Here is a 24,913-nt window from a genome sequence, read left to right on the forward strand (position 1 = left end):
GCCCTTCCTCTACGGCGAGGGCACCGACATGGTCGACGCCTCCGCCAAGAAGATCACCATCACCTCGGCGGCGGCCAAGAAGCCGGCGCGGCCGGTCCCACCACTGACATTCAACTCGGAACCTTCACGCCCCAGGAGTGCAGAGCAGTGCCGCCTTCGTCCCTTTCGGTAGAAGAAACCGTTCTCGAACAGTCCTCACGCGTCCTGCAGACTTATGCGGTGGACCCCGGCCTCGTGGCCGAACACGCCAATGGAGAGCGTCGGATCACTCAGGGTGGGTATGGCGACCGCCAGCTCTTCGAACTCGTCCAGAACGCGGCGGACGAGATGACCGACGAGCCGGGCGGGCGAATTTACATAATTCTCACGGAAACCCACCTGTACTGCGCGAACGAAGGAAATCCAGTCACTCCGGAAGGCGCGGAGACAATTCTTCGAATGAGTATGTCGAAGAAGCGTGGAGGGCAGATCGGACGCTTCGGAGTTGGCGTCAAATCGGTCCTCGTGGTGACCGACGCACCTGAATTCTTCAGCAGCACAGGTAGCTTCGGGTTCGACCGTGCCTGGTCTCACGAACAGATCAAGGCCGTACCTGGCGTGACGGCGCGTTACGGCCCGGAGTTCGACGCACCCGTGCTGCGGATGGCTCGCCCCCTCGACGTGCACGCCGAGCGCACCGCCGACCAGGTCCTGAACGAGTTGCTGGACTGGGCCACCACTGTCGTTCGACTGCCACTGCTCCCCAAGGCCGACGAACGGCTGGGCAGAGACATGCACGGCGGTCGTGCCAAGGACCACGGTGAGCCTCGCGAGGAATTCCCGGTGGGCTTCCAGCTCTTCTCGCCGCACGTCGCGAAAGTCGTGCTGGAGGATCGTCGGCCTCGGCCCATGGCTCGCCGAACGCTGACCGCCCGTCAGGCCGGCGACTTGCACACCTTGGTCGAGGAGCGGACCGGAAAGGCCGTCGCCACCGACCGGTGGCGCGTGTTCAGCACCACGCACGAACCCGGTCCGAGTGCTCGGGCGGATGCCGGAGAGCTGCACGACCGGCTTCTGCTCGATCTCTCCTGGGGTGTCCCCGCCCTGGAGAAGGATCCGGAGAGCGGCCTCTACGTCAGCCCGCGTTCGCGGGGACGCGGCAAGTTCTGGTCCTTCTTTCCGACCAAGTACGAAATGTCGTTGAGCGGCATTCTCAACGGCGCGTGGAAGACCAACGAGGATCGGCAGAACCTCCTGGACTCCTCCCCCTTCAACCAAGAGATGATCAGAGTGTCGGCGAAGCTGGTCGTCGACTCCCTTCCGACTCTGGCACCTTCCGAGGATCCGGCCGCCTACCTCCCCCTGCTGCCCGGCCGCGTCAAAGAGGCGATCAGCTGGGCCGACGAGTTCCTGACCCGGGAGATCTGGGCCCGCACCGCGGACCGGCCGTCCCTGCCCGACCAGGACGGCGTCCTGCGTGTCCCTGCCGAACTGCGGATCCACCCGCGGCTCGACAGGGACCTCAAGAAGCTGTCCGGTTGGCTGCGGATGTGGAACGAGTGCCCTGGGCGCCCCGCGAACTGGCTGCATCCGAGTGTGGAGGCGGACGCCATCCGTTCGGGCAAGGTCGAGCACATCATGGCCGCGGCCGGACACGAACGCACCGACGTCCGCGAGTGGCTGGAGGCCTTGGTCGAGAGCGGGACCCCAGAAGCCTCGGCTGTGGCCATTCGCATCCTTGCGGACATGATCGAAGCCAACTCCCCCTACGCCGAGGAGGCACGCAAGGCCCACATCGTGCTCACCGAGGAGCACGGCCTCGTCGCCCCCGTACACGGCAAGGTGTTCCGCCGTGCCGACCAGGGCGGCCTGCGCGAGGCCCTCGTGTACGTGGTCGACGAGCTTGCACAGGATCCGTCGCTCGCTCACGCTCTCAACACCCTGGGAATCCGGGAGGCCGATGTCGAGGGCAGGTTCGTCAGCGTCCTGGACCAGGGCTTCGACCACTACAGCGACTCGGACTGGGAGCGGTTCTGGGAGTTGTTCCGCCAGGCGGGAGTCCGTCGGCTGGCCCACAAGGTCCTGGAGCGTGTGCCCGCTCCACGCTCGACGCTCCGGGTGCGGACAGCCGACAAGCGCTTCAGGCCGGTCGAGGACTGCATGCTGCCGGGCGTCGTCGTCGACGCGAAACGCGACCCGAGCATTGCCGTCGACATGACGTTCCACTCCGACGACACCCCGTTCTTCTCCCAGGTCGGTCTGCGGGAGCGGCCGTCCGGCGGAGTGCAGCCCCAGGCGGGCGAGGCATGGTTCGAGGAGTACCGCGTAGCCGTCCATGCCGCCTATCTACGCGGCCTGGACAGTCGCGCCCCGCGCCCCACGCTGAACCGGATGAAGGTCGAGGGCGCGGCGATCGGCGGCCCGCTCCACCTGTTCCGCGCCCTCTCCGAAGAGTCCCGCGCGGCCTTTCTGAAAGTGCTGCCCGACGACGCCGTCGTGGACAACTGGACACTTCAGGTCGGCGCGCAGACCAGCACCCGTCAGGCGGTGGCCTCGCCGATCCGTTGGATGCTGAGGAAGTTCGGCTCAGTCGACACCTCCCAGGGGATCAAGCCGCTGAAGGAGGCCGTCGGCCCCCAGCTCGACGGCTACCGGGACGTGCTGCCGGTAGCCGACATCACGCCCGAGAAGGCCCGCAGGTTGCGACTCCCGACCACCGTCGACGAGGTTCCGCCCGACCGTTGGGACGCGCTCCTCGATGAGGTGACCCGCAGTGAGGACGACTCCTTCGTCGGCACCACCTACGTGATGCTGACCCGGTTCGGGGCGGACTTCCCCGAGGACTCCCTGACGCGTTGCCGGATCGGCGATGTCTGGGGCACCCGCCCCGACGACGAGATCACGATCGCCGTCGGTGCCGCTCAGTACCGGGCGCTGCGCGCCGAACAGCTCCCTGCGCTCCTCGTGCCGACCGCCGAGGATGCCGAGCTGATGATCGAGAAGTGGGGAATGCTCCGCTACGCCGATGTGATCAGCCGGGAGACCCGTGAAGAACCCGAGGGTGACCCCGTCCCCCTGGTCGAACTGTTCCCTGCGCTGCGGCAACGCCTGAGCAGCGGGCAACGGAACAGCACGGTGCAACGGTGCAGCGCACTGGAGGAGGTCGTCCGTACACCCAACGGCACGCATGCTTCCCCTCTGGACGCCGTGCGCCAGGACAGCACCGTCAAGGTCCGCGTGCCGCTGGAGCCCGAGCCGATGCTGCGCCTCATCGACCGCGAACTCGGCCTGGGTCTCGGTGCCGCCGGTTGCCGCGCGGTCTTGGAGCACCAGGACCGCATGGCTCGTGACAGCGAGCTGCAGGCGGCGCAGAAGGCGGTGCGCGAGGCCGCGGACGTGGTGACCAAGATCGAGCTGTTGATCGGTGCCGACGCGCTCCGGGCCGGTCTCCCCGAGGGACTGATGGAGGCCGAGATGCAGGCGACCGACGGCGTGGAGCCGTCCGGGCGCCGGATCGCGCAGATGGCGTTCAACGCACACGGGGACGGAGTCCTCCAGCAGCACGCCCGGGACATCCAGGCGCGCTTTCCCAACGCGCCGGTCGCGTACGGGGGATCATCGGCAGCCATTGCGTTCGTGTCGGAGATGAGGCTGCCCATCTCGTTCGCGGGTTCGAGGACACCGTCCCTGCCTCCGTTCGAGACCGTGGACGGCCCTCGGGACTTCCCTCGCCTCCACGACTACCAGGAGGACCTGGTCCGGAACATCTCCACGATGCTGGACCGGCTGGCTCCACAGCGCGGCATGCTGTCGCTGCCGACCGGTGCCGGCAAGACCAGGGTCACCGCCGAGGCCGTGATCCGTTGGGTGAAGCGGGTCGGAGACCTCAAGGGCCCGCTGCTGTGGATCGCGCAGACCGAGGAGCTGTGCGAACAGGCCGTGCAGAGCTGGAAGTTCGTCTGGAGCAAGGTCGGCGCCGAACGTCCGCTCACCATCAGCCGGCTGTGGAGCACGAGCGAGGTCGGCAACGTCGTCGATCACCCGCACCTTGTCGTCGCCACGGACGCCAAGCTGGAACGGTGCCTGGGCACCGACCAGTACGCCTGGCTGCGCCAGGCCGCGTTGGTGATCGTGGACGAAGCGCACACTGCCATCTCCAAGCGGTACACCGAGATCCTGAGCCAGTTGGGACTCACCCAGTACGAGACGGGCCGGCATCTTCTCGGCCTGACCGCCACCCCCTTCAGGAACACCAACGAGGAGGAGACCCGCCGCCTGGTCAGCCGCTTCGGCAACCGACGACTCGACCAGGGGGTCTTCCCGTCGGGTGACCCGTATCGCGATCTCCAGGACTGGGGCATGCTCGCCCAGGTCGAGCACCGCACCCTCGAGGGCGGCCGTATCGAACTCACCCGGGACGAGAAGACACACGCTGATCGCATGGCCGTGCTATCCCGTTCCGCCGAACAGCGACTCGCGGACGACCACGCACGCAGTCGGCGCATCGTCGACTCGGTGGCCGAACTTCCGGAAGACTGGCCGACGTTGCTCTTCGCCACCTCGGTCGACCACGCCAAATACCTGGCAGCCATGCTCAACGACCGGGGTGTCCCCTCCGCGGCGGTGGACTCGACGACCAGCACGCAGGACCGCCGCAACCGCATCGAGAACTTCCGGAACGAACGCATCCGGGTGCTCACCAACTACGGTGTGCTCACCCAGGGGTTCGACGCACCTGCCACTCGTGCCGTGGTCGTGGCCCGGCCGGTCTACAGCACCAACGTGTACCAGCAGATGATCGGTCGTGGACTGCGCGGACCGCTCAACGGCGGCAAGAAGAGCTGCCTGATCCTCAACGTCAGCGACAACATCGCCAACTTCGACACCCACCTCGCCTTCACCCAGTTCGAGCATCTCTGGAGCCGGAAGTGACCGACGTCTACCAGGACAGCCCCCCGCTCACCGACGAGCAACTGGCCGTGGTCGAACAGCCCTGGGACGCGCGTGTCCTGGTCACCGCGGGCGCCGGAGCGGGCAAGACGCACACCCTGGTGCGCCGGCTCGACGCACTGTGCGGCCACGAGGACCCGGACCAGGCGCTGGAGGCAGCCGAGATCCTGGTGCTCACCTTCTCTCGGGCCGCCGCCCGGGAACTGCGCGAACGGATCACTCGGCACGGCGAGCGAGCGCACCGGGTACGCGCCCGTACCTTCGACGCGTGGGCCTACGAGGTGCTCCTCCAGGCCCATCCGGACGGCGAGTGGGGGGCTGTCGGCTTCGACGAACGGATCGCCGCCGCGACCCGCGCAATCGAGAACGGCGCGCTGGAGCTCGGCGAGGCGCTGCCACCGGCCCATGTCGTGATCGACGAGGTGCAGGACCTGCTGGGCGGGCGCCGTGAGCTGGTGGAGACGCTTCTCGACCGGTATCAGGACAGCTGCGGGTTCACCGTCGTCGGGGACGCCGCGCAGTCCGTGTACGGCTTCCAGATCGAGGACCTGGGGGAACGCGCAGACGAGACCGGACGGTTCTTCGACTGGCTGCGCTGTTCCTACCCCGACGACCTGGTGGAGCTGCGCCTCACACGGAACTTCCGCGCCACCACGCACGAGGCCCGGATCGCTCTGGCGCACGGCCCTCTTCTCCAGCAGGTCACCGACCCGGACGAGGCCGGGAAGCTCTACGACGAACTGCGCGACCTCCTCCTGGATCCGGCGAACGGCATGGGCGACCTCGACGAGGAGTTCACCCTGGACGGCCTGCGGGACCTCTCCGACACCTGCGCCGTCCTCACCCGTGACAACCAGCAGGCCCTCGTGGTCTCCGGCCTGCTGTTCGCGCACGGCATCGACCACCGGCTGCGGCGTCCGCTGGAGGAGCGTCCGGTGCCGTACTGGGTGGCCGAGCTGCTTCGCCGTACTGAAGCGACCGGCCTCACCGAGGACCGGTTCCGTACGCTCTTCTCGGAGATCCCCTTTTCCTACGAACCTGACGTCGCCGCTCTGTGGACAGTGCTGCGCAGGGTCGCGCGCGGAGCGGGACGCGGGGTGCTCGATCTGGACCGGCTGCGCCGTGCGGTCGCCGACGGCAGGTTCCCGGACGAAGCGGCGGACCCGGAGAACGCCCGTATCGTCGTTTCGACGGTGCATCGGGCCAAGGGCCTGGAGTTCGACCGGGTGATCGTTCTGACGCCACCGACCCTCGCCGAGCTCCACAAGCGCTACCAGGACGAGTTGGACCTCCCTGCCGAGGTCCGCGCCCTGTACGTGGCCATGACCCGTGCCCGCCAGGATCTGTACCACGTGGCCCCTCCCGAACTGCCGCACTTCAAGCGGGCGGGGAGTCAGAGCCAGGGCCGTCGCTATCTGGGGTCGTGGCGGTCGTACGACAGGTACGGGATCGTCGCCGAGGCGGGCGACGTCTGCCGGGACGACCCGCCCGGCCGTCACAGCGACGCCGTCGCCACCCAGACCTACCTCCTGGAACAGGTGCGCCCCGGTCAGGAGGTGCTGTTGCGCAAGCGCCACGACCTGCCGATGGGCGAGGTCGAGAGCCCGCCGTACGCCCTGATGCACGAGGGCAGGGAGATCGGGGAGGCCTCGCAGCGGTTCCGCGAGGATCTTTTCCAGGTACAGAAGGTCAACCGTACCTGGGACCCTTGGTGGCCCGACGAGATCCACGACCTCCGGATCGACACCCTGGAGACAGTGACAGGCAGCACCGCCGCCGGCACGAACGCCGGACTCGGTGCCCGAGGTGTGTGGATCACCCCGCGGATCACCGGCATCGGCCGGTACCGGAGAGCCGAGGACAACGAGGAGCAGCGCGCATGACGCAGGTGGCAGGCCCACACTCGGAGCACTACCGGGTCCGGGACGAGGAGCTCCTTGCGGGGCTCCGCCGTGAACTCCTCGGCCCCACGACGGATGCCGAGCCGGACGACTGGGACGAGGTACTCACCCAGGACGCGCCGATCGATCGCTATCTGACCGGTGTGCTGTATCCGCGTGCGGCGGACAGAGCCGCGAAGGAACGGAAGGACGAGGACGCGGCCGAGCAGGAAGGCCTGGACGCTGCGCCTCTGCTCACCCGGGACGAGGTCGAGGACTCCGGCACCGCACAGGAGGTAGGCGCTTCAGGGGACAGGCGTCCTTCCTCGATGGGTCTCTCTTTCGCGGTCCGCCCGACCATAAGCAGGGTCATCGTGGTCTCCGCCCGCGCGGCCGTCTACGACCCCACCGACACCGACGGCAAGCCCGTGCCGGCCCGCCGCGCCGAGGCTCGCACCACGGACGACCAGCGGGAGCAGTGGCGACGCAGGGAACTCGACCTCCCCGACCAGTCCATCGACGTGACTCGACCGGATCCCAAGAAGACGATCGAGCTCACCCCGGAGGCCGCGTTGCATGTCAACGTCCGGCCCGTCGATCCGGTCAACGACACGGTCACGGTCACGGTCACACTGATCAATAGGCAGAAAATCGGCGAGCGGGATCTCCAGGACGCCTTCTCCTTGTTCCAGTGCGGTCTGACGGTCCGGGCAGCCGACGGCTCCACCGCCTTCGTCGAGCGTCCGGCCCCGGCCGCCGCCCATGACCCGGAGATCGCCACGAGTCGGTTGCTGCACCGCCACGCCCCGACCTTCGCGGTCGGCCACGGATGTGCCGCCGAATGGGACTGGACTCCCCAGCCGATCGGTATGACCGAGGCCGAAACGCCTGCTGTCCCCGAAGTGCGAAGCCAGTTCGTGCCCACGGTGGAGGTGCTGCTGACCGACTCCAATCCAGAGATCGACAGCTCGGCACTGTCGATGCTGGGGTTGGCCGAACAGTCCGATGCCGAGGTCTTGGCCGCGCTGGAAGGGCTGGCCACAGGATACGAACACTGGATCGACCGTAAGTCGGCCGAGGCGGAAGCTCTGCGTGGGACCGTCCACGAGAAGCCCGCGCAAGACCAGGTGAACGCCTGTCGCGAGGCACTCGGCCGTATCCGTGAAGGCATCGAGCTGCTGAGGACCAAGCGCGACCTCATGCAGGCGTTCCGCCTCGCCAACCGGGCCATGGCAGATCAACGCGCCCGCAGCAAATGGGTGAAGGACGGCCGGGTGGGCTCCCCCGTCCTGGCCGCCGGCCGCTGGCGTCCGTTCCAGATCGCGTTCCTGCTGCTCTGCCTGGCCGGCATCGACGACCCCGCACACGACGATCGGCAGGTGTCCGATCTGCTGTGGTTCCCCACCGGTGGTGGCAAGACAGAGGCCTACCTCGGATTGATCGCCCTCACGTCGTTCCTGCGTCGCATCCGCAAGGGTGCGGACGGCGGCGGGGTCACCGTCCTCATGCGCTACACCCTGCGGCTGCTCACCCTCCAGCAGTTCGAGCGAGCGGCGATTCTGCTCTGCGCCATGGAGCACATGCGACGCCGCACGCCCGAGCTGGGCGACGAGGAGTTCTCCGTCGGCATGTGGGTGGGGCGTTCCGCGACCCCCAACACGCTGGCCGCGGCCGGCCTGAAGCTCGACGAACTGCGGAGGAACCTCGACAAGCGCCTCGCCACGGAGAATCCCGTCCAGTTGCATGCCTGCCCCTGGTGCGGGACCCGCCTCGACGCACGGAACTACGAAGTCGACGAGGACGCCAAGCGGATGTACGTCCGATGCCCCGACGCCGGCTGCGACTTCACCGACGGCCTGCCCGTCCACCTGATCGACGAGGCGGTGTACGACGCACGGCCGACGCTGGTGATCGCGACCGTGGACAAGTTCGCTTCGATGCCGTGGCGGCCGGCCACCTCCGCGCTCTTCAACCTCGATGACCCGGCGGACGGCACTCCTCCCCCGGAGCTGATCGTCCAGGACGAGCTGCACCTGATCTCCGGGCCACTGGGCACTCTCACCGGCCTGTACGAAACCGCCGTGGACGCTCTCGCCGCCCGGCCCAAGGTGATCGCCTCCACGGCGACCATCCGTCGCGCCGCCGACCAGGGACGCCACCTCTTCGCCCGTGAGGTACGGCAGTTCCCGCCCGCCGGCCTGGATGCCCGCGACTCGTGGTTCGCCGTGGAGACACCGCGCGAGGAGAAGGCGAGTCGCCGCTACGTCGGCCTCCTGGCCCCGGGCACCAGTCAGTCCACCCTGCTCATTCGTACGTACGCCACCCTGCTGCACCGCGCCAAGCAGGCGAAGACCGAGGACGATGTGCGCGACGCGTACTGGAGTCTCGTCGGCTACTTCAACAGCCTCCGACTGCTGTCCGCGGCCGAACTGCAGGTCCATGACGATGTGGTGGCCTATCTGGAGCTGCTCGCCGCGCGCGAGGGGGTGGAGGTCCGCTCGATCGCCAACTACTCGGAGCTGACCAGCCGTATCGACGCCAGCGAGATCCCCACCCGCCTCAAGGGCATCGAGAAGCGGTGGCCCGACGACGACGCCGTGGACGTCCTCCTGGCCACCAACATGATCGCGGTCGGCGTGGATGTCGACCGTCTCGGTCTCATGGCCGTGATGGGCCAGCCGCAGACGACCGCCGAGTACATCCAGGCCACCAGCCGGGTCGGCCGCGCGCACCCCGGCCTGGTGGCGGTCATGCTCAACTCGACGCGTTCTCGGGACCGTTCGCACTACGAGAGCTTCCAGCATTTCCACTCGGCCCTGTACCGCGAGGTCGAGTCCACCTCCGTCACCCCGTTCTCAGCCCGTGCTCGTGACCGAGGCCTGCACGCGGTGATCGTGGCCCTTGCCCGCATCATGATCCCCGCCGCCCGCCCCAACGAGGGCGCAGGCCGAGTGGAGTCCTACGAGGATGTACTCCGGGGCCGGGTCAAGTCCATCCTCCTGGAGCGCGTCGAGGCGGTCACGCCGCAGGAGAGCGACGCCGTGTCCCAGGCCTTCGACGAGTTCGTCGACTGGTGGTGCAAGGAAGCCGACATCCACGGCGGCCTGCTGTTCGAGCCCCAGAGGGGCCGTCGTACTCCTTCACTGCTGAAGGCGTACGACGACGAGTCCGAGGACGTGGACGCATGGTCCACGTTGTGGAGCCTGCGCGACGTCGACGCCGAGACCGCCCTGTTCATGGAGGGAACCCGATGACCCCGCCTCCCGCCCGCCGTCGCCGCACCGGTACGAACGGCGCCGCACCCGCACACAACCTTCCGCGGCGGGGTGCGGTCCGTCGTGCCCAGGCGATCACCACGTACGGCGTCGGTTCGCTCATCGCCGTCGATCACGAGTCCTTCATCGTGTCAGGGCTCGACGAGGCCGAGCAGAGCTGGAGCCGTGACGAGTCCCCCCGAATCCACGAACGGCGACTGGCTCGGCTGCTGGACGTCGACTACTTCCGGCTGCCGCCGGCTTCCGACGACACCAGCAGGGACGGCCTCCGGGCCCGTCGCTTCCCCTTGATGCACTCCTGCCCTGATTGCAACGACCTGCAGCGGCACCGCGACTTCAACCCGCCCACCGGGAGAAGCGTCTGCGGCACGTGCGAGGTCGACCTGGTTCCCTCCCGTTTCGTCGTCGCATGCGAGGCCGGACATCTCGGCGAGTTTCCGTACTGGCAGTGGGTGCACCGCTCCAAAGACCGAGGCGCCTCGCCGACGGCACAGTGCGGAGGAAAGCTCAAGCTGCGTACGTCCGGGCACACTGCCTCGCTCCGCTCCATCCTGGTCTCCTGCACCTGTGGGCAGGCTCCCGAGGTCTCGATGGAGGGTTCCTTCCGCAGGACCGCTCTCAAGGACCTGGGCCTCAAGTGCCGAGGGCCCCGTCCGTGGCTCGGTGCGTCCGCCCCTGCTCAGGACTGCGGACTTCCCCTGCGTACGTTGCAGCGCGGTTCGTCCGCGGTATGGCAACCAGTGCTCAAGTCTGCGCTCTCCATTCCGCCGTGGAGCGACGGCCGCGCGGATCCACTCGCCGAACACTGGGACGCCCTTCGTGAGTACGACGAGCGCGCCCACGTGGAGATCTACCTCAAAGGCGTGTTCAAGGGAAAGTGTCCCGTACCGCTGGACGAGGTGATGGCACTGCTCGACGCGGAGCGCGAGGAAGACCCGGACGGCGAGGCGGCCCCTACCTTCGACCACCGCTACCGCGCCCTTCGCAACAAAGAGTACGAGCGTCTCCGCGCGGGCAACGACGAGAGCGAGCACACTCGCGACGAGCAGTTCGTCTGCGAGACCCCCCTGGGCGACCGGAGCGTGCTCGACCCACTCGGCGTCACCGGCCCGATGCTGGTCAAGAAGCTCCGCGAGGTGCGCGCCCTGAAGGCGTTCACCCGGCTCGTCGACGCCGAGTCGACGACCGACTCCAAGGAGATGCCTCTGTCCGAACGCCCTTTGCGCTGGCTTCCTGCCATGGAGGTGCGAGGCGAAGGGGTCTTCCTCCGGCTGGACGAGGACCGGCTGGATGCCTGGGAGAAGGCTCCGGCGGTGGCCGCCCGGGTCGAGCGGATGCGTACCGCCCACCAGCGAGTGCTGGAGCAGCGGGCCGACGACCCGAGCCGCGTAGTCCCCTCCCCCGCCACCCCCCGCATGGTGCTGCTGCACACCCTGGCCCACGTCCTCATCAACGAGTGGAGCCTGGAGGCGGGCTACCCGGCCGCGTCCCTGCGTGAGCGTCTGTACGCCGCTGACGACATGGCCGGGGTGCTCGTCTACACGGCGACGAGCGACTCCGCAGGCAGCCTGGGTGGCCTGGTCGCTCAAGGTGAGCCGGAGATCTTGGCTCGCGCGGTCCGTTCGGCGGTCCGTCGTGCCGAGTGGTGCTCCTCGGACCCGCTCTGCATGGAGACCGAGGCGTCCGGCGCGGGCGGAATCAACCTGGCGGCCTGCCACGCCTGTGTGATGCTCCCGGAGACGAGCTGCGAGCACAACAACATCCTCCTGGACCGCGCTCTGCTCGTCGGAACTCCTGACGACCCCGAAGTGGGCTTCTTCGGCGGCATCCTGAACCCCTGACGACCACGCCGGCTTGGTGAAGACGCCGCCGCGGATGGCGGCGTCTTCACCTTTTTCACGGCTCAGGTAGCCGCCCGTCACCGCGCGGGTCGTGGCGTGTCCGCCTCGAACTGCATCTGAGCTCGGTCGAGCGCCATATCCGCGTCATGGCCATGGGCGCGAAGCCAGTGGAGAAGATCGGCGATGACGTCGATCGCCACCTCCTCCGCCGCGAGGACGCTCAGCCTGCTCGGTCCCGCCAGACGCGTCGGCAGCCCCGCGCTGTAGAGGTGCAGACAACTCGCGGCTCTGGAGACCCTGACGTCCTTGCTGTGGCCGTTCGCCTCCGGCAGTCCCGATGCGAGTTCGACCCACGTGATCTTGCGGTCGGGCAGAAGCTGGACGCCCCATCGCTCGGCCACCGCGGCGACGAGGGCCATACCGCGCCCCGCCTCGGCATCGGGGGCCGAGTTGGTCGGACGCGGTAAAGCCCGAGTGTCAGGATCATGGACTTCGATTCGAAGGCACGTACCGCTGATGGAGACCGCCAGCGTCGTCGGGGTACCGGGGCCCACGTGAGTGATCACGTTGGAGACGAGTTCGCTCAGACAGAGCTGGGCCGACTCCGCCAGCTCTGCAAGCCCCCAAAGGCTCAGGTGAGTTCGAAGCAGGCGCCGCAGCGCCGCCACTTCTGCCGGCTCGGCGGGGAAAGAAAGATCCCAAGGCGTTCTCGACGTACATCCACCGCAGTCCATGTCCCAACTCCCTCGTCACCTGTCTGGTCTGGTCGCGCTGCTCGTGAAGCAGTGGCCTGTCACCCTGGCGCAGGCCGCCCCTCCCAGGGCAGGAGAGAACAGGGAGACATGCGCGATGCGCTTCTGCTCGCTGTGCACGCGAGCGGCGCCACGTCCAAGCTAGGAGACTGGTTGGCAAATTTGCCACCTCCTCGGGCAAATTAGCTCGATCGTGGCTGGCGAGCCGTCCGGCACGGCAGACTGCTCCACGAGCCGGAACGGAAGGATCGACATGGCCCCGAGGGCAGTACCGACGCAACGTCAGAGGCGCCTCGGTCATGAGCTGCGCAGGATGCGGTTGGCCGCAGGCGTCTCTGCGGAGCAGGCCGCAAACCTCCTGGGCGTGGACCGAGGAAAGATCTCCAACATGGAGTCGGGGGTTCGGAGCATCAGCGAGGAGCGCCTGCGCACCCTGGCTCACCACTGCCGGTGCGACGACGAGAAGTACGTGGCCGCCCTCGTCGAAATGGCCTCACCCAGCACCTCGGGCTGGTGGGAGACGTATCGCGGCACCCTTCCTCAAGGGCTGCTGGACATCGCCGAGCTCGAGTGGCAGGCCATTCGCATGCGCACCGCATGCACGGTTCACATTCCTGGCTTGCTCCAGACGACCGACTACGCCCTCGCGGTCTTCCGTGCCGTCCTGCCGCCACTGCCCGAACACGAAGTGGCGTTGAGAGCGGCGCACCGCAACAACCGCCAGGAGGTCCTCACCTCCGAGACCGCGCCGGCCTTCACCGGGATCGTGCACGAGGCGGCGCTGCGCATGCAGTTCGGCGGCCCCGGGGTCAGCCGCGCACAACTCGATCACCTGTTGGAGCAGTCCGAGCATGACGGGCGAACCGTTCTGGCCGTCCCCTTCAGCAGCGGAGCCTTTCCAGGCGCAGGGCAGACCGTTCTGTACGCGGAAGGACCGACGGAACGGCTGGACACCGTACAGATCGACAACTCCCACGGCCCGGACTTCCTCTACGGAGAGGCAGAATTGACCAAGTACCGGGCTCACTTGGACCGGTTGGAGGAACTGGCGCTGTCCCCCGACGATTCAAGAGCCTTCATCCACGCCATCGCACGCGAACTCTAGGGGACCTCATGCCAGAGATTCAGTGGGAAGAGCCGTTCTGCGGAGAAGGCAACTCGTGCTTCCGGTTGGGCGTCGACGACTTCGGCAACGCGTTCATAGCGGTGAACGGCCAGGAGGACCGTTTCATCACCGACAGTCGGGATGCCCTGCGGTCCATGATTCTCGACATCAAGTCCGGCAAGGCGGACCACCTGCTCGGATGAGGCACCCCCGGCCAGAACACACCTGCACAGCGGAGGCGGTGAACGGTGGGCCGTGCAGTCGATCACTCCGCCGACTACTCTGTGGCATCGGGGAGTGACGGGTCGAAAGGGGCGGCTTCATGGATCCGGAGACGGCCATGCTTGCGGGCACGGCAGGGACAACCTTGGTGACCTTGCTGACGACCGAAGTGTGGCAGCGCGCCAGGGACGGTATCGCGTCATTGTGGCGCCGTGCCGAGCCGGAGCGAGCCGAGGCGATCTCCACGGAACTCGACCTGACCCGAGCAGACCTGCTGGCCGCGCAGGCCGGCGGGGACCTCGAATCCCGCGGTGAGCTGGGGACGGAGTGGCAGGGCCGCATACGGCGACTGCTCGCCGCGCACCCTGAGGAGACCGAGGCGCTGCGAAGGCTGCTGGAGGACCTTGCTCCGTACACGCCCACGGGCCCATCGGTGACTCAGCACGCCACCGCATCCGGCCACGCTCGGATCTACCAGGCCGGACGCGACCAGACCTTCGACCACCGGTGAGCGGTCACAACGACGCCCGCGCCGACGGCCACGGCCGCGTCTACCAATCCACCGGCGACCAGTACATCACCGAGCACCATCATCATGTCCCGGACTGGTCGGGGCCGGACTCCGTGCGTCGCCCACAGATCGGACGGATGCCTTTGGTCCTCCGTGACCGAGTCGGAGAGATGGACCGTCTGCGTGCCGCCGTCGAAACCGGCGTCGGCAACCGCGCCTATGTCCTTCACGGTCTGGGCGGCTGCGGCAAGACCGCTGTCGCCTACACGCTCTTCCAGTACGCCACCGACCAGGTGGGCCGGCTCGGACTATGGGTGAACGCTTCCGACTCTGCCTCTCTACGCGCCGGCATGCTCGCCGTTGCAGCTGACCGAGGAGCCACCGACGGCGAACTGGTCGGAGCACGCAGCGGGCTGCGTCCCGCCGCCGATCTCGTGTGGCACTACCTCGACCACTCCGACCGTTCTTGGCTTCTGGTCCTCGACAACGCCGACGATCCCGCCATCCTCCACGCCGGCGGCTGGCTGCGTACCAGCTCCACCGGCACCGTGGTCGTCACCACCCGGCAGGCGGCGACGCACTGGTGGCCCGGTGCGGAACTGCTCCGATTCGGAGTGCTTCCACGTGAGGATGCCGCCCTCGTTCTACGCGATCTCGCACCGCATGCCGGGTCGATCGAAGATGCGGCGGTGGTCGCCGACCGCCTCGGGCGCCTCCCGCTGGCACTCACCCTCGCCGGCGGATTCCTCTCCCACCAGGTGATCGATCCGTGGAGCCTTGCCGACTACGGCCGTCGGCTCGACGGCGGCGGCACAGGTGACGACCCCATCGACCTCATCGAACAAGGGGCCACAGCCATCGGTGGCGATACTCGGCACCTGCCCAGTCGCACCTGGCAGCTCTCTCTCGACGCACTCGCCGCACAAGGGCTGCCCGAAGCGGGCCATCTGCTGCGTCTTCTCGCCTGCTGGGCCAGTGATCCCTTACCGCTGCCCGTGCTGCTCGGTGCCGAATTCGGACCACTGCTCCCGGCATCTCGGGTCGAGTCGGCTCTGCGCGGGCTCATCGACCACTCGCTGACCGAGCTGGCGCCCGAAGAATTGCGCTGCCTACGCACCCATGGCGTACTCCTCGACAGCGTCGCCAGAGCCGTACCCGCCGACCAGCAGGAGCAACTCTCCTCGGTTACGGCTCGCCTGTGTCTGCGCCTTTTGCCGGAGGAGCCCGACCGAGGGACGCAGGACCCCGTGGTGAACCTGCTCGCGCCGCACGTAACTGCCCTTTTACGAAGGACGACGAGCTGGGCGACCAGTCAGCCGACATTGGAAACCGCCGCAGAATGCGCCCTTCGGCTCGTCACGGCCATTCATCGAAGTGGTGACTATTTGTCAGTGCTCAGTCTGGCCAGACTCGCCGGCGAACTGCTGGAAACCCGTTTGCCCGAGGACGACATCTGGCTCATCAGATTACGCCAGCGTGTGGGGCGAGCACTCTACCGGCTTGGACGGTTCGAGGAATCCGAAGCAATTTTTCAACGAGTCCTGGAGGACTGCCAACGGACGCTGGGGCCGTCAGCACCAGACACACTGGCGGCTTGCGCAAAGCTGGCCAGTCCCCTTGTCGTTCTCGGCCGCAGATCTGAGGGCATCTCGCTGTTCCGACGAGCAGCGGAGGGGTACATTCACGTACTCGGCCCCACGCATCCCCTCACACTCAACGCGCGCTCGAACCTTCTGGAAGTCTCCACGCAGTCTTCAGACGTCGACGCAGGACCGGACTTGGTCATCGAATGCCGTCGTGAGATCGGCGAAGTCCACACCGTCACCCTCGGAGCAGAACTCAACTGCGCCTTTGCACTCAACCGCGCTGGGCGCCCGGCGGAAGCCCTACCATACATTCGATCCGCCTTCACGAAATTCTCACACCGCTTCGGCACCGATTACCCGATCACCCTCAACGCTCGCCAGACACTGGGTGTGATTCTGCACGCCCTCGGCGAAAAAAATGAAGCGGTCGAACATCTGGAAGAAGTAGCAAGAGGTCGCACCAGGATCCTTGGTCCGGGCCATCCGTGGACTATGCACGCCAGACAACTTCTGGAAAGTTTTCGAGAGTCATAGAGAAATGGCGGCTACCCTCCTCTCATGATCCGAGCAGTCGTCTTCGACGTAGGTGAGTGCCTGGTCGACGAGACCAGGGAGTACGGGACCTGGGCCGACTGGCTCGGTGTGCCTCGGCATACCTTTCACGCGATGTTCGGTGCCGTGATCGCGCAGGGGCGGGACTACCGTGAGGTCTTCCAGGAGTTCCGGCCCGGGTTCGAACTCTACGAGGAGCGGGAGAGGCGGGCAGCCGCGGGGCAGCCGGAGTCCTTCGGGGAAGAGGACCTTTACGCGGACGTCAGGCCCGCGCTCGCCGGTCTTCGGGAGAACGGGCTCTGGCTCGGGATCGCCGGGAACCAGACCGTCCGAGCGGGACGGATCCTGCGGGACCTGTTCTCCGACGACGTCGACCTGATCGGCACGTCCGACGACTGGGGGGCCGGCAAGCCCGACTCGGAGTTCTTCAAGCGGGTCGCCGGCGTCGTGCCGTTCGAGGTCGGCGAGATTCTCTACGTCGGGGATCGCTGCGACAACGACATCCGCCCTGCCCGACAGGCCGGGATGCACACCGCGCTCGTACGTCGCGGGCCCTGGGCCACCATTCAGTGGAACGACGCCGAGGCCAGAGAGCTGCCGACCTTCCGAGTCGCGGCGCTCACCGAACTTCCTGAACTCGTCCGGGAGTTCAACGACCCAGCGCGCTGAGAGTCGTCGACCAGTCGTACAGGCGGTCGTCGAGGTCACGGACGCAGCGCTCGGCCTGGTGAGGGGTGAGCGCCCGACGTACCTCGCGCACCCGGTCCATGCCGTCGATCGTCTGTCGGCAGGGCGGTGGTTCGTGCCGCGGCGCGGTGCACCAGGCCGTCCAGGATGAGGGTCAGGCCGGCCTCGAATGCCGACTCGTGGTCGATCGCCGGCATGTCCGCCGGTGGACCCGAGCCGTCGGCGGGGCCGGCGTCCGCCTGCTCCTCCAGGACACTGCCGACCGTGAAACGGCCGGCGGCCAGCATCGCCATCTGCGCGTCCCGCTCGGGCACTCCGGAGCTGACCAGGAAGTCCATCTTGCGGCGGATCCGATCGAGGTCGCCCGCCGGGGTGCTGCCCGCGTGGAGGCGTGCGCCGTCGCGGCGCATCAGCAGGGTGCGCCGGAAGCTTCGCGTGTTGTCCAGAAACCAGTCGCGCCAGTCGTCCTCGGGCGTCGGCAGCGGGGCGGCCGCATGCGGTGCCATCGCCGCCTCCGCCATCGCGGCGAGGAGGTCCTTCTTGGTGCGGAAGTACCAGTAGAGCGAGGGCTGTTCGACGCCCAGCCGCTTCGCCAGCCTCCGTGTGCTGACCGTGTCCAGCCCGACCTCGTCGAGCAGGTCGAGCGCTTCGGAGACGACGATCTCACGGTTCACCTTGGTCACGTTGACAAATCTATCACCGATAGGCAAGCCTGGAGCGAAATCATTCACTGATAGATTTTGGGGGTACGGGCATGGCCGAGGGATCGGGCGCACGCCCCTTGCGCGTCCTTGTCGCCGGCGGCGGGATAGCGGGCCAGGCGCTGGCTTTCTGGCTCACTCGGGGCGGCCACAAGGTGACCGTCGCCGAACGCTTTCCGGCGCTGCGTGCCACCGGCGCGCAGGTCGACCTCCGGGGGCAGGGCATTGAGGCCGTCGAGCGGATGGGACTTCTTGACGCCGTCCGCGGCAAGCTGGTGGACGAAGCGGGTGTCGCCTTCGTCGACGCGCGAGGCAGAGCCAAGGCGACGATCATGGCCAACACCTCCGGCCGGGGCCGGCAGACCCTCACGTCCGAGTACGAGATCATGCGCGGTGACCTGGTACGCATCCTGCACGACGCAGCGAAGGACGACACCGAGTACGTCTTCGGCGTGAGCGTGGATGGGTTCGAACAGGACGAACACAAGGTCCTCGCGCATTTCTCCGACGGGTCCTCCGGCGAGTTCGACCTCCTGGTCGGCGCGGACGGGCAGGGATCGCGCATCCGGCAGGCGATCCTCCCTGAGGGCTTCGATCCCTACTGGCGAGTCGGCATGCACATGGCCTACTGGTTCATCCCGCGCATCGCGTCCGACAGCAACGTCCGGGACACCTACATGGTCCCGGGCGGCCGTCAGATCATGCGCCGCAGCCACAACCCGACCGAGACCCAGGTGTACTTCGTGATGCGGGAGGAATCCGAGGAGGCCTCGGCGATCCACCGGGAACCCGTCGAGCGCCAGCGGGAGTTCTGGGCGAGCAGGTTCCGCGACGCGGGCTGGCAGACCGAGCGCTTCATCGACGGCATGCGGACGAGCCCGTTCTTCTACTCCCAGGAGATCGTCCAGGTCCGGACCGACACCTGGGCCAAGGGCCGCGTGGTCCTGGTCGGCGACGCCGCCCACTGCGCTTCCCCTTACAGCGGCATGGGCGTCTCCGGCGGCCTGGTGGGCGCCTACGTCCTGGCCGGCGAGATCAATCGGCACCCGGGCGACGTGCCGACCGCACTGGCGCGCTACGACAGTGTGCTGCGGCCATTCGTCGACGAGATACAGGGCGAAGTGAATCCGCGTCTCCTGCGCCTGGGCATGCCGATGACCCAGCGGGCGATCGACGCTTTCCACGCCGCCACCGCACTGGCCTGCTTCCTGCACGTTCCCGATCTGGCCGCGCGCTTTTCGAAGGAGGACCGCGGCGGCAGCTGGCAGCTCCCCGAGAACCCGGCGCCGATCAGCGCCGTCTGAAAGCAGTGTCACGCCGACGTTGCACGCCTCCGTCAGCAGAACAGCCCACAGACGGGTGGTGAAGCCGTCCATGCCGGATTCGGCGCCAGAGACGTGCGTGAAGACATCCGCACATCCCTGTCAGCTCGGCGCCCTCCGGCAGCAGTGCAGGGAAGTCAATCTTCGGCAGCATGCCGTTCTCAACGGGCCACGAGACCACGAACAAGGCGACGTCATGCCTGACCATGCGCGATCAGCGCCGCGTGGGGCAGCACGAGTACGTCGTCGGGGCCGGTGAACTCGCCGCTCAGAAGGTCGAAGTGTTCCTTTATCTCGGCGATGACCGCTGGGGCCTGGCGAGTGACGAGCTGGCCGATCGTCGCCACTCCGGCCGCCGGTCCGCTCCACCACTCCTCGCGGGTCGTCCGGTGGTTCCAGACCAGGGTTCCGCACGCAGGGTTCAGCAGTCCGGCCTCGTCCAGCAACGCGGCGAAACCCTGCTCGGAGCGGGGGAAATCGTCCTCGGGCGCGAGAGTCGGCAGGTCGGCGGGGCGGACGACGCCGGCCGCCTGGACTGCCCTGCCGAGAAGTGCCTGCCCGGCAGCCGGCGGGACCGCCCAGACGGTGACGGCTATGCGGCCACCAGGGCGCGTCACCCGGCGCAGCTCCCGCAGCGCTTCACCGGGGCGTCCGACGTGGTTGAGGACGAAGTTGCCGACCACGGCGTCGAACTCGGCGTCGGCGAACGGAAGACGGGGCAGCGACGCAAGCCGCACGTCGGCTTCCGGGGCCGCCTGCGCGGCTCGGGCGACCATGCCCGGCTCGGCGTCCACCGCGGTCACCCTCGCTCCCCGCGCGCAGGCGGCCGCGGCAACGGTGCCGGTGCCCGTCCCCACGTCAAGGAGCCGTACGCCCCGCCGAACCTCGGCCACTCGGAGGAGTTCGGGCACCGGGTACGCGCAGAGCTTGGCGAAGCTCGCGGCGTAGGCGTCGGCCTGGCCCGCCCACGCCCGCCGCTCGGACTCGTCGAACACCGTCTCCGCCAACCGTTTCCTCCCTGGACGACAGCCGCCACGGCTGCACCATCATGCCCCGACGCAGGCGAACCCGATCGGCGAGGGCCGGGGGAACCAAGACGGCGCCGAACTCGGTGCAAGAGCTCTGATCGCACCGCGGTCCCCCTCAGGCGGACCGGTAGAGCCCCTCGGCGTCGTCGTGGGCCAAGGCCGCGTACTCCTCGAAGCCCAGGTTGCCGATGCTCAGGTTGGCGTGGATGTCGTGGACCCCGGCCGGGGTGGTGCGGAACTCGGTGCCGAACTCGGTGAGTCGGTCGTAGTCCTCGTCGTCCACGCATTCCTCGCGCGTGAGGGTGGTGACCGCGAGCAGCGGGTGGTCCCCGGTCCCCATGGTCGTCCGGTCGGCCAGGAACACGACGGCGAGGTTCTCGTCGGCGGAGACGACGGGGAGTATCTGCTCGGCGGTCGCGTCCGCCCAGGCCGGGTCGTCGACGAAGTGGACGGACGCCTCGTACGCGCCGTCGCCCCAGGGCGCCAGCAGTGCGGCCATGACGTCCTGCCAGGCGCGGTCGTCCTCGTAGTCGGTCCTGACGACCAGGGCGTCGAACTCTTCACGACCGGTGACGGCGGGCAGCGCTCTCATGATGCTCTTCTCTTCGGCAGGGTGCGGTGGGCGGTGGTGCCCGACTGTCTCACGTCGGGCAGACCGGGCCGGTTCATCGCCTCGTCACCGGCTGTCACCCGCGGCCCGGCGCCTGGGGCTCTCGGTCTTCACCGTCTCGTGGAGTTCCTCCGACGTGAAGCCGAGGTCGCGCAGGATCCGGGCGGCCGGGCTCTGGGCCACGCGGACGAGGCCGAGGAGGGTGTGTTCGGTGCCGACCCGGTCGTGGCCGAGGTCGGCTGCCGCGCGGCGGGCCTGGGCGATGACCTCCTTGCTCTGCTCGTGGAACGGGATGTGGCCCCGGGGAGCCTTCCTCCCGGCCGGCGGCAGGGCTTCCCCGATCGCGTCGCGGATGGGCTGCTCGGACCCGGTCTTCGCGAGCAGCAGCTCGTACGCGAGGCCGTTCGGTTCGCCGAGGAGGCCGAGCAGGAGGTGTTCGGTGCCGATGGTGCCGTGCTTGTGGGTGCGGGCGGCCTCCTGGGACAGCACGATGCTGTGCCGGTTCAGGTTGGTGAACCGCTCGAACGCGGTGGGCGCGTGGCGTTGCTGGGCGGCCTGCTTGGTGACGCCGATGGCGTCGCCGATCTCGGTCCAGGACGCGCCGCTCTGCTTGGCCTTGCTGACGTAGTGGTCGATGAGCTGGTCACCGAGGTCGGACAGGGTCTGGGCGCGCAGCCGGGCCTCGCTGACGCGGGCCAGTTCGCTGGTGTCGGGGAGTTCCTCGTCGAGTCGGGCGATCAGGTCGGCGAGGCTGATGTCGAGTGGGCTCATGCGTCAACTTTAAATTGACGATCTTGGATCGTCAACTCGTAATTGACGATTTCCTACGGCCCGTCAGACGTCGGCTCCGCGGTAGCAACTGATCTGCGCTGGTTACTGGTTGGGACCGGTGGGCGTGGTGTCAGGATGAGGGCATGACGGTCATTCACGGGGAAGTCGCGGACGGGTTCGAGGGTGTGCGGGAGGCGTTCGCCGCCAACTTCGCGGAACGGGGGGATGTCGGGGCCGCCGTGTGCGTGTACCGGGACGGGCGGCCGGTGGTGGATCTGTGGGGCGGGGTCGCCGATCCGGACACCGGGCGGGCGTGGGAGCGGGACACCTTGCAGCTCGTGTACTCGGCGACGAAGGGCGCCACCGCCACCGTCGCCCACCTGCTCGCCCAGCGCGGGGAGTTGGACCTCGACGCGCCGGTGGCCGCCTACTGGCCGGAGTTCGCGGCCGCGGGGAAGGCGGAGATCCCGGTGCGGTGGCTGCTGTCGCACCGGGCCGGGGTGGTCACGGTCGAGCCGCCCGTGCCGCTGGCGGACGCGTTGCGCTGGCAGCCGATGGCCGACGCGCTCGCCGCGCAGCGGCCGGCGTGGGAGCCGGGCACCGCGCACGGGTACCACGGGCGGACCTTCGGCTGGCTGGTCGGGGAGGTCGTCCGGCGGGTGGACGGCCGTACGCCGGGCCGGTTCTTCGCCGAGGAGGTCGCCGGGCCGCTGGGCCTCGACTTCTTCATCGGGCTGCCGGCGGCCGAGCGCGGGCGGGTCAGCCGGATGGTGTACCCGAAGCCGGAGGTCGACCTGGGCGCCGTACCGCTGGAGCTGGTGCCGCCGGAGATGCGGGAGTTGGTCGCCGCGCTGCAGGACCCGGGGTCGTTGAGCAACCGGGCGTTCGCCGTCACCGATCCCGTCGAGATCGACTTCAACTCGGCCGAGGTGCAGGCCGCGGAGCTGCCCGCGTCCAACGGGATCGGCACCGCGCGCGGCCTCGCGCGGATGTACGCGGCGCTGATCGGGGAGGTGGACGGGGTACGGCTGTTCAGTCCCGAGACGCTGGCGTCGGCGACCGCGGAGCAGGCCGCCGGGGTGGACAAGGTCATCATGCTGCCGATCCGGTACGGCTCCGGGTACATGCTGCCGGTCGAGACGAACCCGCTGACCGGTCCCCGCGCCTTCGGCCACCCCGGCCGCGGCGGCTCGCTGGCCTTCGCCGACCCCGAGCACGGGATCGCCTTCGGGTACGTCATGAACAGCATCGTGGAGGGGGCCGAGGACACCCGGGCGGCCACGCTCGTGGAGGCGGTGCGGGCGGCGCTCTGAGCGGGCGGGGCGAGTCAGGAGGAGGGGACGGGGGCGGGGGCGGGGGCCGGGGAGGGGCCTGACCGGCTCGGCCGCCCCACCGTCAGCCGCAACCGGCTCGGCGACCCCCACCCTCAGCCTCGGGCGCAACCGGCTCGGCGACCCCCACCCTCAGCCTCGGGCGCAACCAGCTCGGCGACCCCCACCCTCAGCCTCGGGCGCCCGGTACAGCGCCGGCGGGACGCGGGCAGGTCGGCCCGGCACACCGCTAGCGGAACGCGGGCAGGTTGCGCTCCACCCAGCCGCCGAACCCGCCCGCCGGGCGCCCGAGTACGGTCTCCACGTCGGGGCTGATCCTCAGCTCCGACGGGAGCGGTGCGCCGAGGACGTCCAGGGTGCCCGTGACCGCCTCCTCCGGCATGAAGCGGGACATGGCCGCGTGGGCCTCCTCGCGGGAGAGTTCCACGAGTGTCACCTCCTCGCCGAGGGCCGCGGAGACGACCGCCGTCTGCTGTCGCGGGCTGATCGGCTCCGGGCCGGTCAGTTCGTAGACCCGGCCCCCGTGGCCGTCCTCGCGCAGCGCCGTCGCCGCCACCGCCGCGATGTCCGCCGGGTCGACGACCGGGAGGGCCACGTCGGCGAAGGGGGCGAAGACCGTGCGCTTGGCGCGGATGGTCTCGGCCCAGGCGAGGGCGTTGGACGCGAAGCCGCCGGGGCGCAGGATCGTGAAGTCGAGGCCCGACGCGCGTACCGCCGCCTCGTACGCACGCAGGCGGGCGTGCGAGGGTGCCTCCGGGCGGGTCGCGCTGACCTGGGAGGAGACCAGGACGACCCGTTGGACGCCGGCGTCCGTGGCCGCGCGGAGCAGAAGCTCCGGGGGCTCGCCCCAGGCGTTGAGGGTGCCGCCCAGGACGACGAACAGGGCTCGGGCGCCGGTCAGCGGGGCCCGCATGCCCGCCGCGTCGCCGACATGACCCTGGGCCCATCGGACGCCCTGGACGTCGGTCGCCGCCTGCCGGGGGGAGCGGGACACCGCGACCACCTCCTCCCCCGCCTCCGCCAACAGCTGCACCAGCGTCCGGCCGATGGTGCCGGTCGCGCCCGTCACCGTGATCATTGCTGTCTCCCTTGTTTCAGTTAGTTAGTTGGCTGACTCACTTGGCCGACGCAGACGCTAGCACGCTCGACCACGCCGGTGTCTATAGTCAGTCGGGTGACCAACTCAGTGGACCGGCGGGCGCGGGCCTCGCAGAAGCGGCAGCGACTGGCGGCGGCCGCCGCCAAGGTCCTGCACGAGCAGGGCGTCGAGCGGACCACCCTCGCGGACATCGCGCACGAGGCCGGGGTCCCGGTCGGGAACGTGTACTACTACTTCAAGACCAAGGACGAGCTGGTCCGGGCCGCCCTCTCCGAACAGACCGCACACCTCGACGAACTCACGGCGCGGCTCGACCGGTTGCCCGACCCGCGCGACCGGCTCAGGTCGCTGATAGAGGCGTGGGTCGGGCAGCGGGACGTCGCCGCCCGGTACGGCTGCCCCACCGGCACCCTCGCCGCCGAACTCGGCAAGCGCGAGGACGGGACCCTCGACGCGGAGGCCGGTGCGGTGATCCGGCGGCTGCTGGACTGGGCCGCGGGCCAGTTCCGCCAGATGGCGCTCTCCGGCCAGGGCGGCCCGGAGGGCCTCCGCCACCCCGACGACCTCGCCCTCACCCTCGTCGCCGGCTACCAGGGCATGTCGCTCCTGGCCCACGCCCTGCGCGACCCGGAGGTGATGACGCGCGAGGGAGCCCGCCTGCTCGGCTGGCTCGACTCGCTCCGGTGAGCCTCCCCTGAGAATCCTTTGAAA

At 68.7% G+C, this 24,913-nt stretch carries 17 protein-coding genes and 2 pseudogenes; 12 read left to right on the forward strand and 7 right to left on the reverse strand.

Annotated elements, in window-relative coordinates; translation table 11 throughout:
• Positions 1 to 444: 444 nt before the first annotated feature.
• The 4 genes from AB0M11_RS26975 to AB0M11_RS26990 are packed head-to-tail and all read left to right on the forward strand — an operon-like array spanning position 445 to position 11,925.
• The gene (locus tag AB0M11_RS26975) at positions 445 to 4,911 is read left to right on the forward strand and encodes a DEAD/DEAH box helicase (RefSeq protein WP_365709902.1); all 4,467 of its coding nucleotides are present in this window, start codon (positions 445 to 447) and stop codon (positions 4,909 to 4,911) included.
• Positions 4,908 to 6,812: a UvrD-helicase domain-containing protein gene (locus tag AB0M11_RS26980; RefSeq protein WP_365709822.1), complete on the forward strand. Its 1,905-nt coding sequence runs from the start codon at positions 4,908 to 4,910 to the stop codon at positions 6,810 to 6,812. The genes AB0M11_RS26975 and AB0M11_RS26980 overlap by 4 nt, the downstream gene beginning before the upstream one ends.
• Positions 6,809 to 10,063 (forward strand): helicase-related protein, encoded by a 3,255-nt coding sequence (locus tag AB0M11_RS26985; RefSeq protein WP_365709824.1) that lies wholly within the window; start codon positions 6,809 to 6,811, stop codon positions 10,061 to 10,063. The genes AB0M11_RS26980 and AB0M11_RS26985 overlap by 4 nt, the downstream gene beginning before the upstream one ends.
• Positions 10,060 to 11,925: a DUF1998 domain-containing protein gene (locus tag AB0M11_RS26990; RefSeq protein ID WP_365709826.1), complete on the forward strand. Its 1,866-nt coding sequence runs from the start codon at positions 10,060 to 10,062 to the stop codon at positions 11,923 to 11,925. The genes AB0M11_RS26985 and AB0M11_RS26990 overlap by 4 nt, the downstream gene beginning before the upstream one ends.
• 77 nt (positions 11,926 to 12,002) lie before the next feature.
• Here the strand turns inward: AB0M11_RS26990 and AB0M11_RS26995 are convergent, their stop codons facing one another.
• The gene (locus AB0M11_RS26995; protein ID WP_365709828.1) at positions 12,003 to 12,659 is read right to left on the reverse strand and encodes an ATP-binding protein; all 657 of its coding nucleotides are present in this window, start codon (positions 12,657 to 12,659) and stop codon (positions 12,003 to 12,005) included.
• Positions 12,660 to 12,930: 271 nt separating this feature from the next.
• Here AB0M11_RS26995 and AB0M11_RS27000 point away from each other — a divergent pair, with 271 nt between their 5' ends.
• The 5 genes from AB0M11_RS27000 to AB0M11_RS27020 all read left to right on the forward strand — a co-directional run bounded on the left by AB0M11_RS27000 (position 12,931) and on the right by AB0M11_RS27020 (position 17,322).
• Positions 12,931 to 13,782, forward strand: coding sequence for a helix-turn-helix transcriptional regulator (locus tag AB0M11_RS27000; protein WP_365709830.1), 852 nt, complete (start codon positions 12,931 to 12,933; stop codon positions 13,780 to 13,782).
• An 8-nt stretch (positions 13,783 to 13,790) separates the two neighbouring features.
• Positions 13,791 to 13,985: a hypothetical protein gene (locus AB0M11_RS27005; protein WP_365709832.1), complete on the forward strand. Its 195-nt coding sequence runs from the start codon at positions 13,791 to 13,793 to the stop codon at positions 13,983 to 13,985.
• Positions 13,986 to 14,152: 167 nt separating this feature from the next.
• A complete protein-coding gene (locus AB0M11_RS27010; protein WP_365709835.1) occupies positions 14,153 to 14,515 on the forward strand; it encodes a hypothetical protein in 363 nt (120 codons plus the stop codon).
• Positions 14,512 to 16,635 carry a tetratricopeptide repeat protein gene (locus tag AB0M11_RS27015; RefSeq protein ID WP_365709837.1) on the forward strand — a complete coding sequence of 708 codons (2,124 nt, stop codon included), beginning with the start codon at positions 14,512 to 14,514 and terminating at the stop codon, positions 16,633 to 16,635. The genes AB0M11_RS27010 and AB0M11_RS27015 overlap by 4 nt, the downstream gene beginning before the upstream one ends.
• 24 nt (positions 16,636 to 16,659) lie before the next feature.
• The gene (locus tag AB0M11_RS27020) at positions 16,660 to 17,322 is read left to right on the forward strand and encodes an HAD family hydrolase (RefSeq protein WP_365709839.1); all 663 of its coding nucleotides are present in this window, start codon (positions 16,660 to 16,662) and stop codon (positions 17,320 to 17,322) included.
• Here the strand turns inward: AB0M11_RS27020 and AB0M11_RS27025 are convergent.
• Together AB0M11_RS27025 and AB0M11_RS27030 are read right to left on the reverse strand one after the other, a co-directional pair.
• Positions 17,303 to 17,425 (reverse strand): annotated as a pseudogene (locus AB0M11_RS27025) (transcriptional regulator); the annotation flags it as partial. The gene AB0M11_RS27020 and the pseudogene AB0M11_RS27025 overlap by 20 nt on opposite strands.
• 163 nt (positions 17,426 to 17,588) lie before the next feature.
• Positions 17,589 to 18,116: pseudogene (locus AB0M11_RS27030) on the reverse strand (TetR family transcriptional regulator); the annotation flags it as partial.
• On the opposite strand from AB0M11_RS27030, the gene AB0M11_RS27035 reads away from it, so the two are divergent.
• Positions 18,095 to 19,345, forward strand: a complete 1,251-nt coding sequence (locus AB0M11_RS27035; protein ID WP_365709841.1) for an FAD-dependent monooxygenase — start codon at positions 18,095 to 18,097, stop codon at positions 19,343 to 19,345. The pseudogene AB0M11_RS27030 and the gene AB0M11_RS27035 sit on opposite strands and share 22 nt — an antisense overlap.
• Before the next feature lie 212 nt (positions 19,346 to 19,557).
• Here AB0M11_RS27035 and AB0M11_RS27040 read toward each other — a convergent pair whose 3' ends face one another.
• From AB0M11_RS27040 to AB0M11_RS27050, 3 genes are all read right to left on the reverse strand, one after another.
• Positions 19,558 to 20,370, reverse strand: coding sequence for a class I SAM-dependent methyltransferase (locus AB0M11_RS27040; protein WP_365709843.1), 813 nt, complete (start codon positions 20,368 to 20,370; stop codon positions 19,558 to 19,560).
• 136 nt (positions 20,371 to 20,506) lie between these two features.
• Entirely contained in the window at positions 20,507 to 20,983 is a 477-nt protein-coding gene (locus tag AB0M11_RS27045; RefSeq protein ID WP_365709845.1) for a hypothetical protein, read from the reverse strand.
• Between the two features lie 84 nt (positions 20,984 to 21,067).
• On the reverse strand, positions 21,068 to 21,772 hold the full coding sequence (locus tag AB0M11_RS27050; protein ID WP_365709847.1) for a Clp protease N-terminal domain-containing protein: 705 nt from the start codon (positions 21,770 to 21,772) through the stop codon (positions 21,068 to 21,070).
• Between the two features lie 143 nt (positions 21,773 to 21,915).
• Here AB0M11_RS27050 and AB0M11_RS27055 point away from each other — a divergent pair, with 143 nt between their 5' ends.
• Entirely contained in the window at positions 21,916 to 23,085 is a 1,170-nt protein-coding gene (locus AB0M11_RS27055; protein ID WP_365709849.1) for a serine hydrolase domain-containing protein, read from the forward strand.
• A 247-nt stretch (positions 23,086 to 23,332) separates the two neighbouring features.
• Here the strand turns inward: AB0M11_RS27055 and AB0M11_RS27060 are convergent, their stop codons facing one another.
• Positions 23,333 to 24,181, reverse strand: a complete 849-nt coding sequence (locus AB0M11_RS27060; protein ID WP_365709851.1) for an NAD(P)H-binding protein — start codon at positions 24,179 to 24,181, stop codon at positions 23,333 to 23,335.
• A gap of 96 nt (positions 24,182 to 24,277) precedes the next feature.
• Between AB0M11_RS27060 and AB0M11_RS27065 the strand changes: the two genes are divergently transcribed.
• Complete coding sequence (locus AB0M11_RS27065) at positions 24,278 to 24,889, forward strand: TetR/AcrR family transcriptional regulator (RefSeq protein ID WP_365709853.1); 612 nt, start codon at positions 24,278 to 24,280, stop codon at positions 24,887 to 24,889.
• Positions 24,890 to 24,913: the final 24 nt, after the last annotated feature.

Origin of the sequence: Streptomyces sp. NPDC051987, assembly GCF_040680735.1 — a bacterium.
Classification (GTDB): Bacteria; Actinomycetota; Actinomycetes; order Streptomycetales; family Streptomycetaceae; genus Streptomyces.

Coding starts and splice junctions, on each gene's coding strand:
- AB0M11_RS26975 (WP_365709902.1), top strand. CDS start 445: ATGTCGAAGAAGCGTGGAGGGCAGATCGGACGCTTCGGAGTTGGCGTC.
- AB0M11_RS26985 (WP_365709824.1), top strand. CDS start 6,809: ATGACGCAGGTGGCAGGCCCACACTCGGAGCACTACCGGGTCCGGGAC.
- AB0M11_RS26990 (WP_365709826.1), top strand. CDS start 10,060: ATGACCCCGCCTCCCGCCCGCCGTCGCCGCACCGGTACGAACGGCGCC.
- AB0M11_RS26995 (WP_365709828.1), bottom strand. CDS start 12,659: ATGGACTGCGGTGGATGTACGTCGAGAACGCCTTGGGATCTTTCTTTC.
- AB0M11_RS27000 (WP_365709830.1), top strand. CDS start 12,931: ATGGCCCCGAGGGCAGTACCGACGCAACGTCAGAGGCGCCTCGGTCAT.
- AB0M11_RS27005 (WP_365709832.1), top strand. CDS start 13,791: ATGCCAGAGATTCAGTGGGAAGAGCCGTTCTGCGGAGAAGGCAACTCG.
- AB0M11_RS27020 (WP_365709839.1), top strand. CDS start 16,660: ATGATCCGAGCAGTCGTCTTCGACGTAGGTGAGTGCCTGGTCGACGAG.
- AB0M11_RS27035 (WP_365709841.1), top strand. CDS start 18,095: ATGGCCGAGGGATCGGGCGCACGCCCCTTGCGCGTCCTTGTCGCCGGC.
- AB0M11_RS27045 (WP_365709845.1), bottom strand. CDS start 20,983: ATGAGAGCGCTGCCCGCCGTCACCGGTCGTGAAGAGTTCGACGCCCTG.
- AB0M11_RS27050 (WP_365709847.1), bottom strand. CDS start 21,772: ATGAGCCCACTCGACATCAGCCTCGCCGACCTGATCGCCCGACTCGAC.
- AB0M11_RS27055 (WP_365709849.1), top strand. CDS start 21,916: ATGACGGTCATTCACGGGGAAGTCGCGGACGGGTTCGAGGGTGTGCGG.
- AB0M11_RS27060 (WP_365709851.1), bottom strand. CDS start 24,181: ATGATCACGGTGACGGGCGCGACCGGCACCATCGGCCGGACGCTGGTG.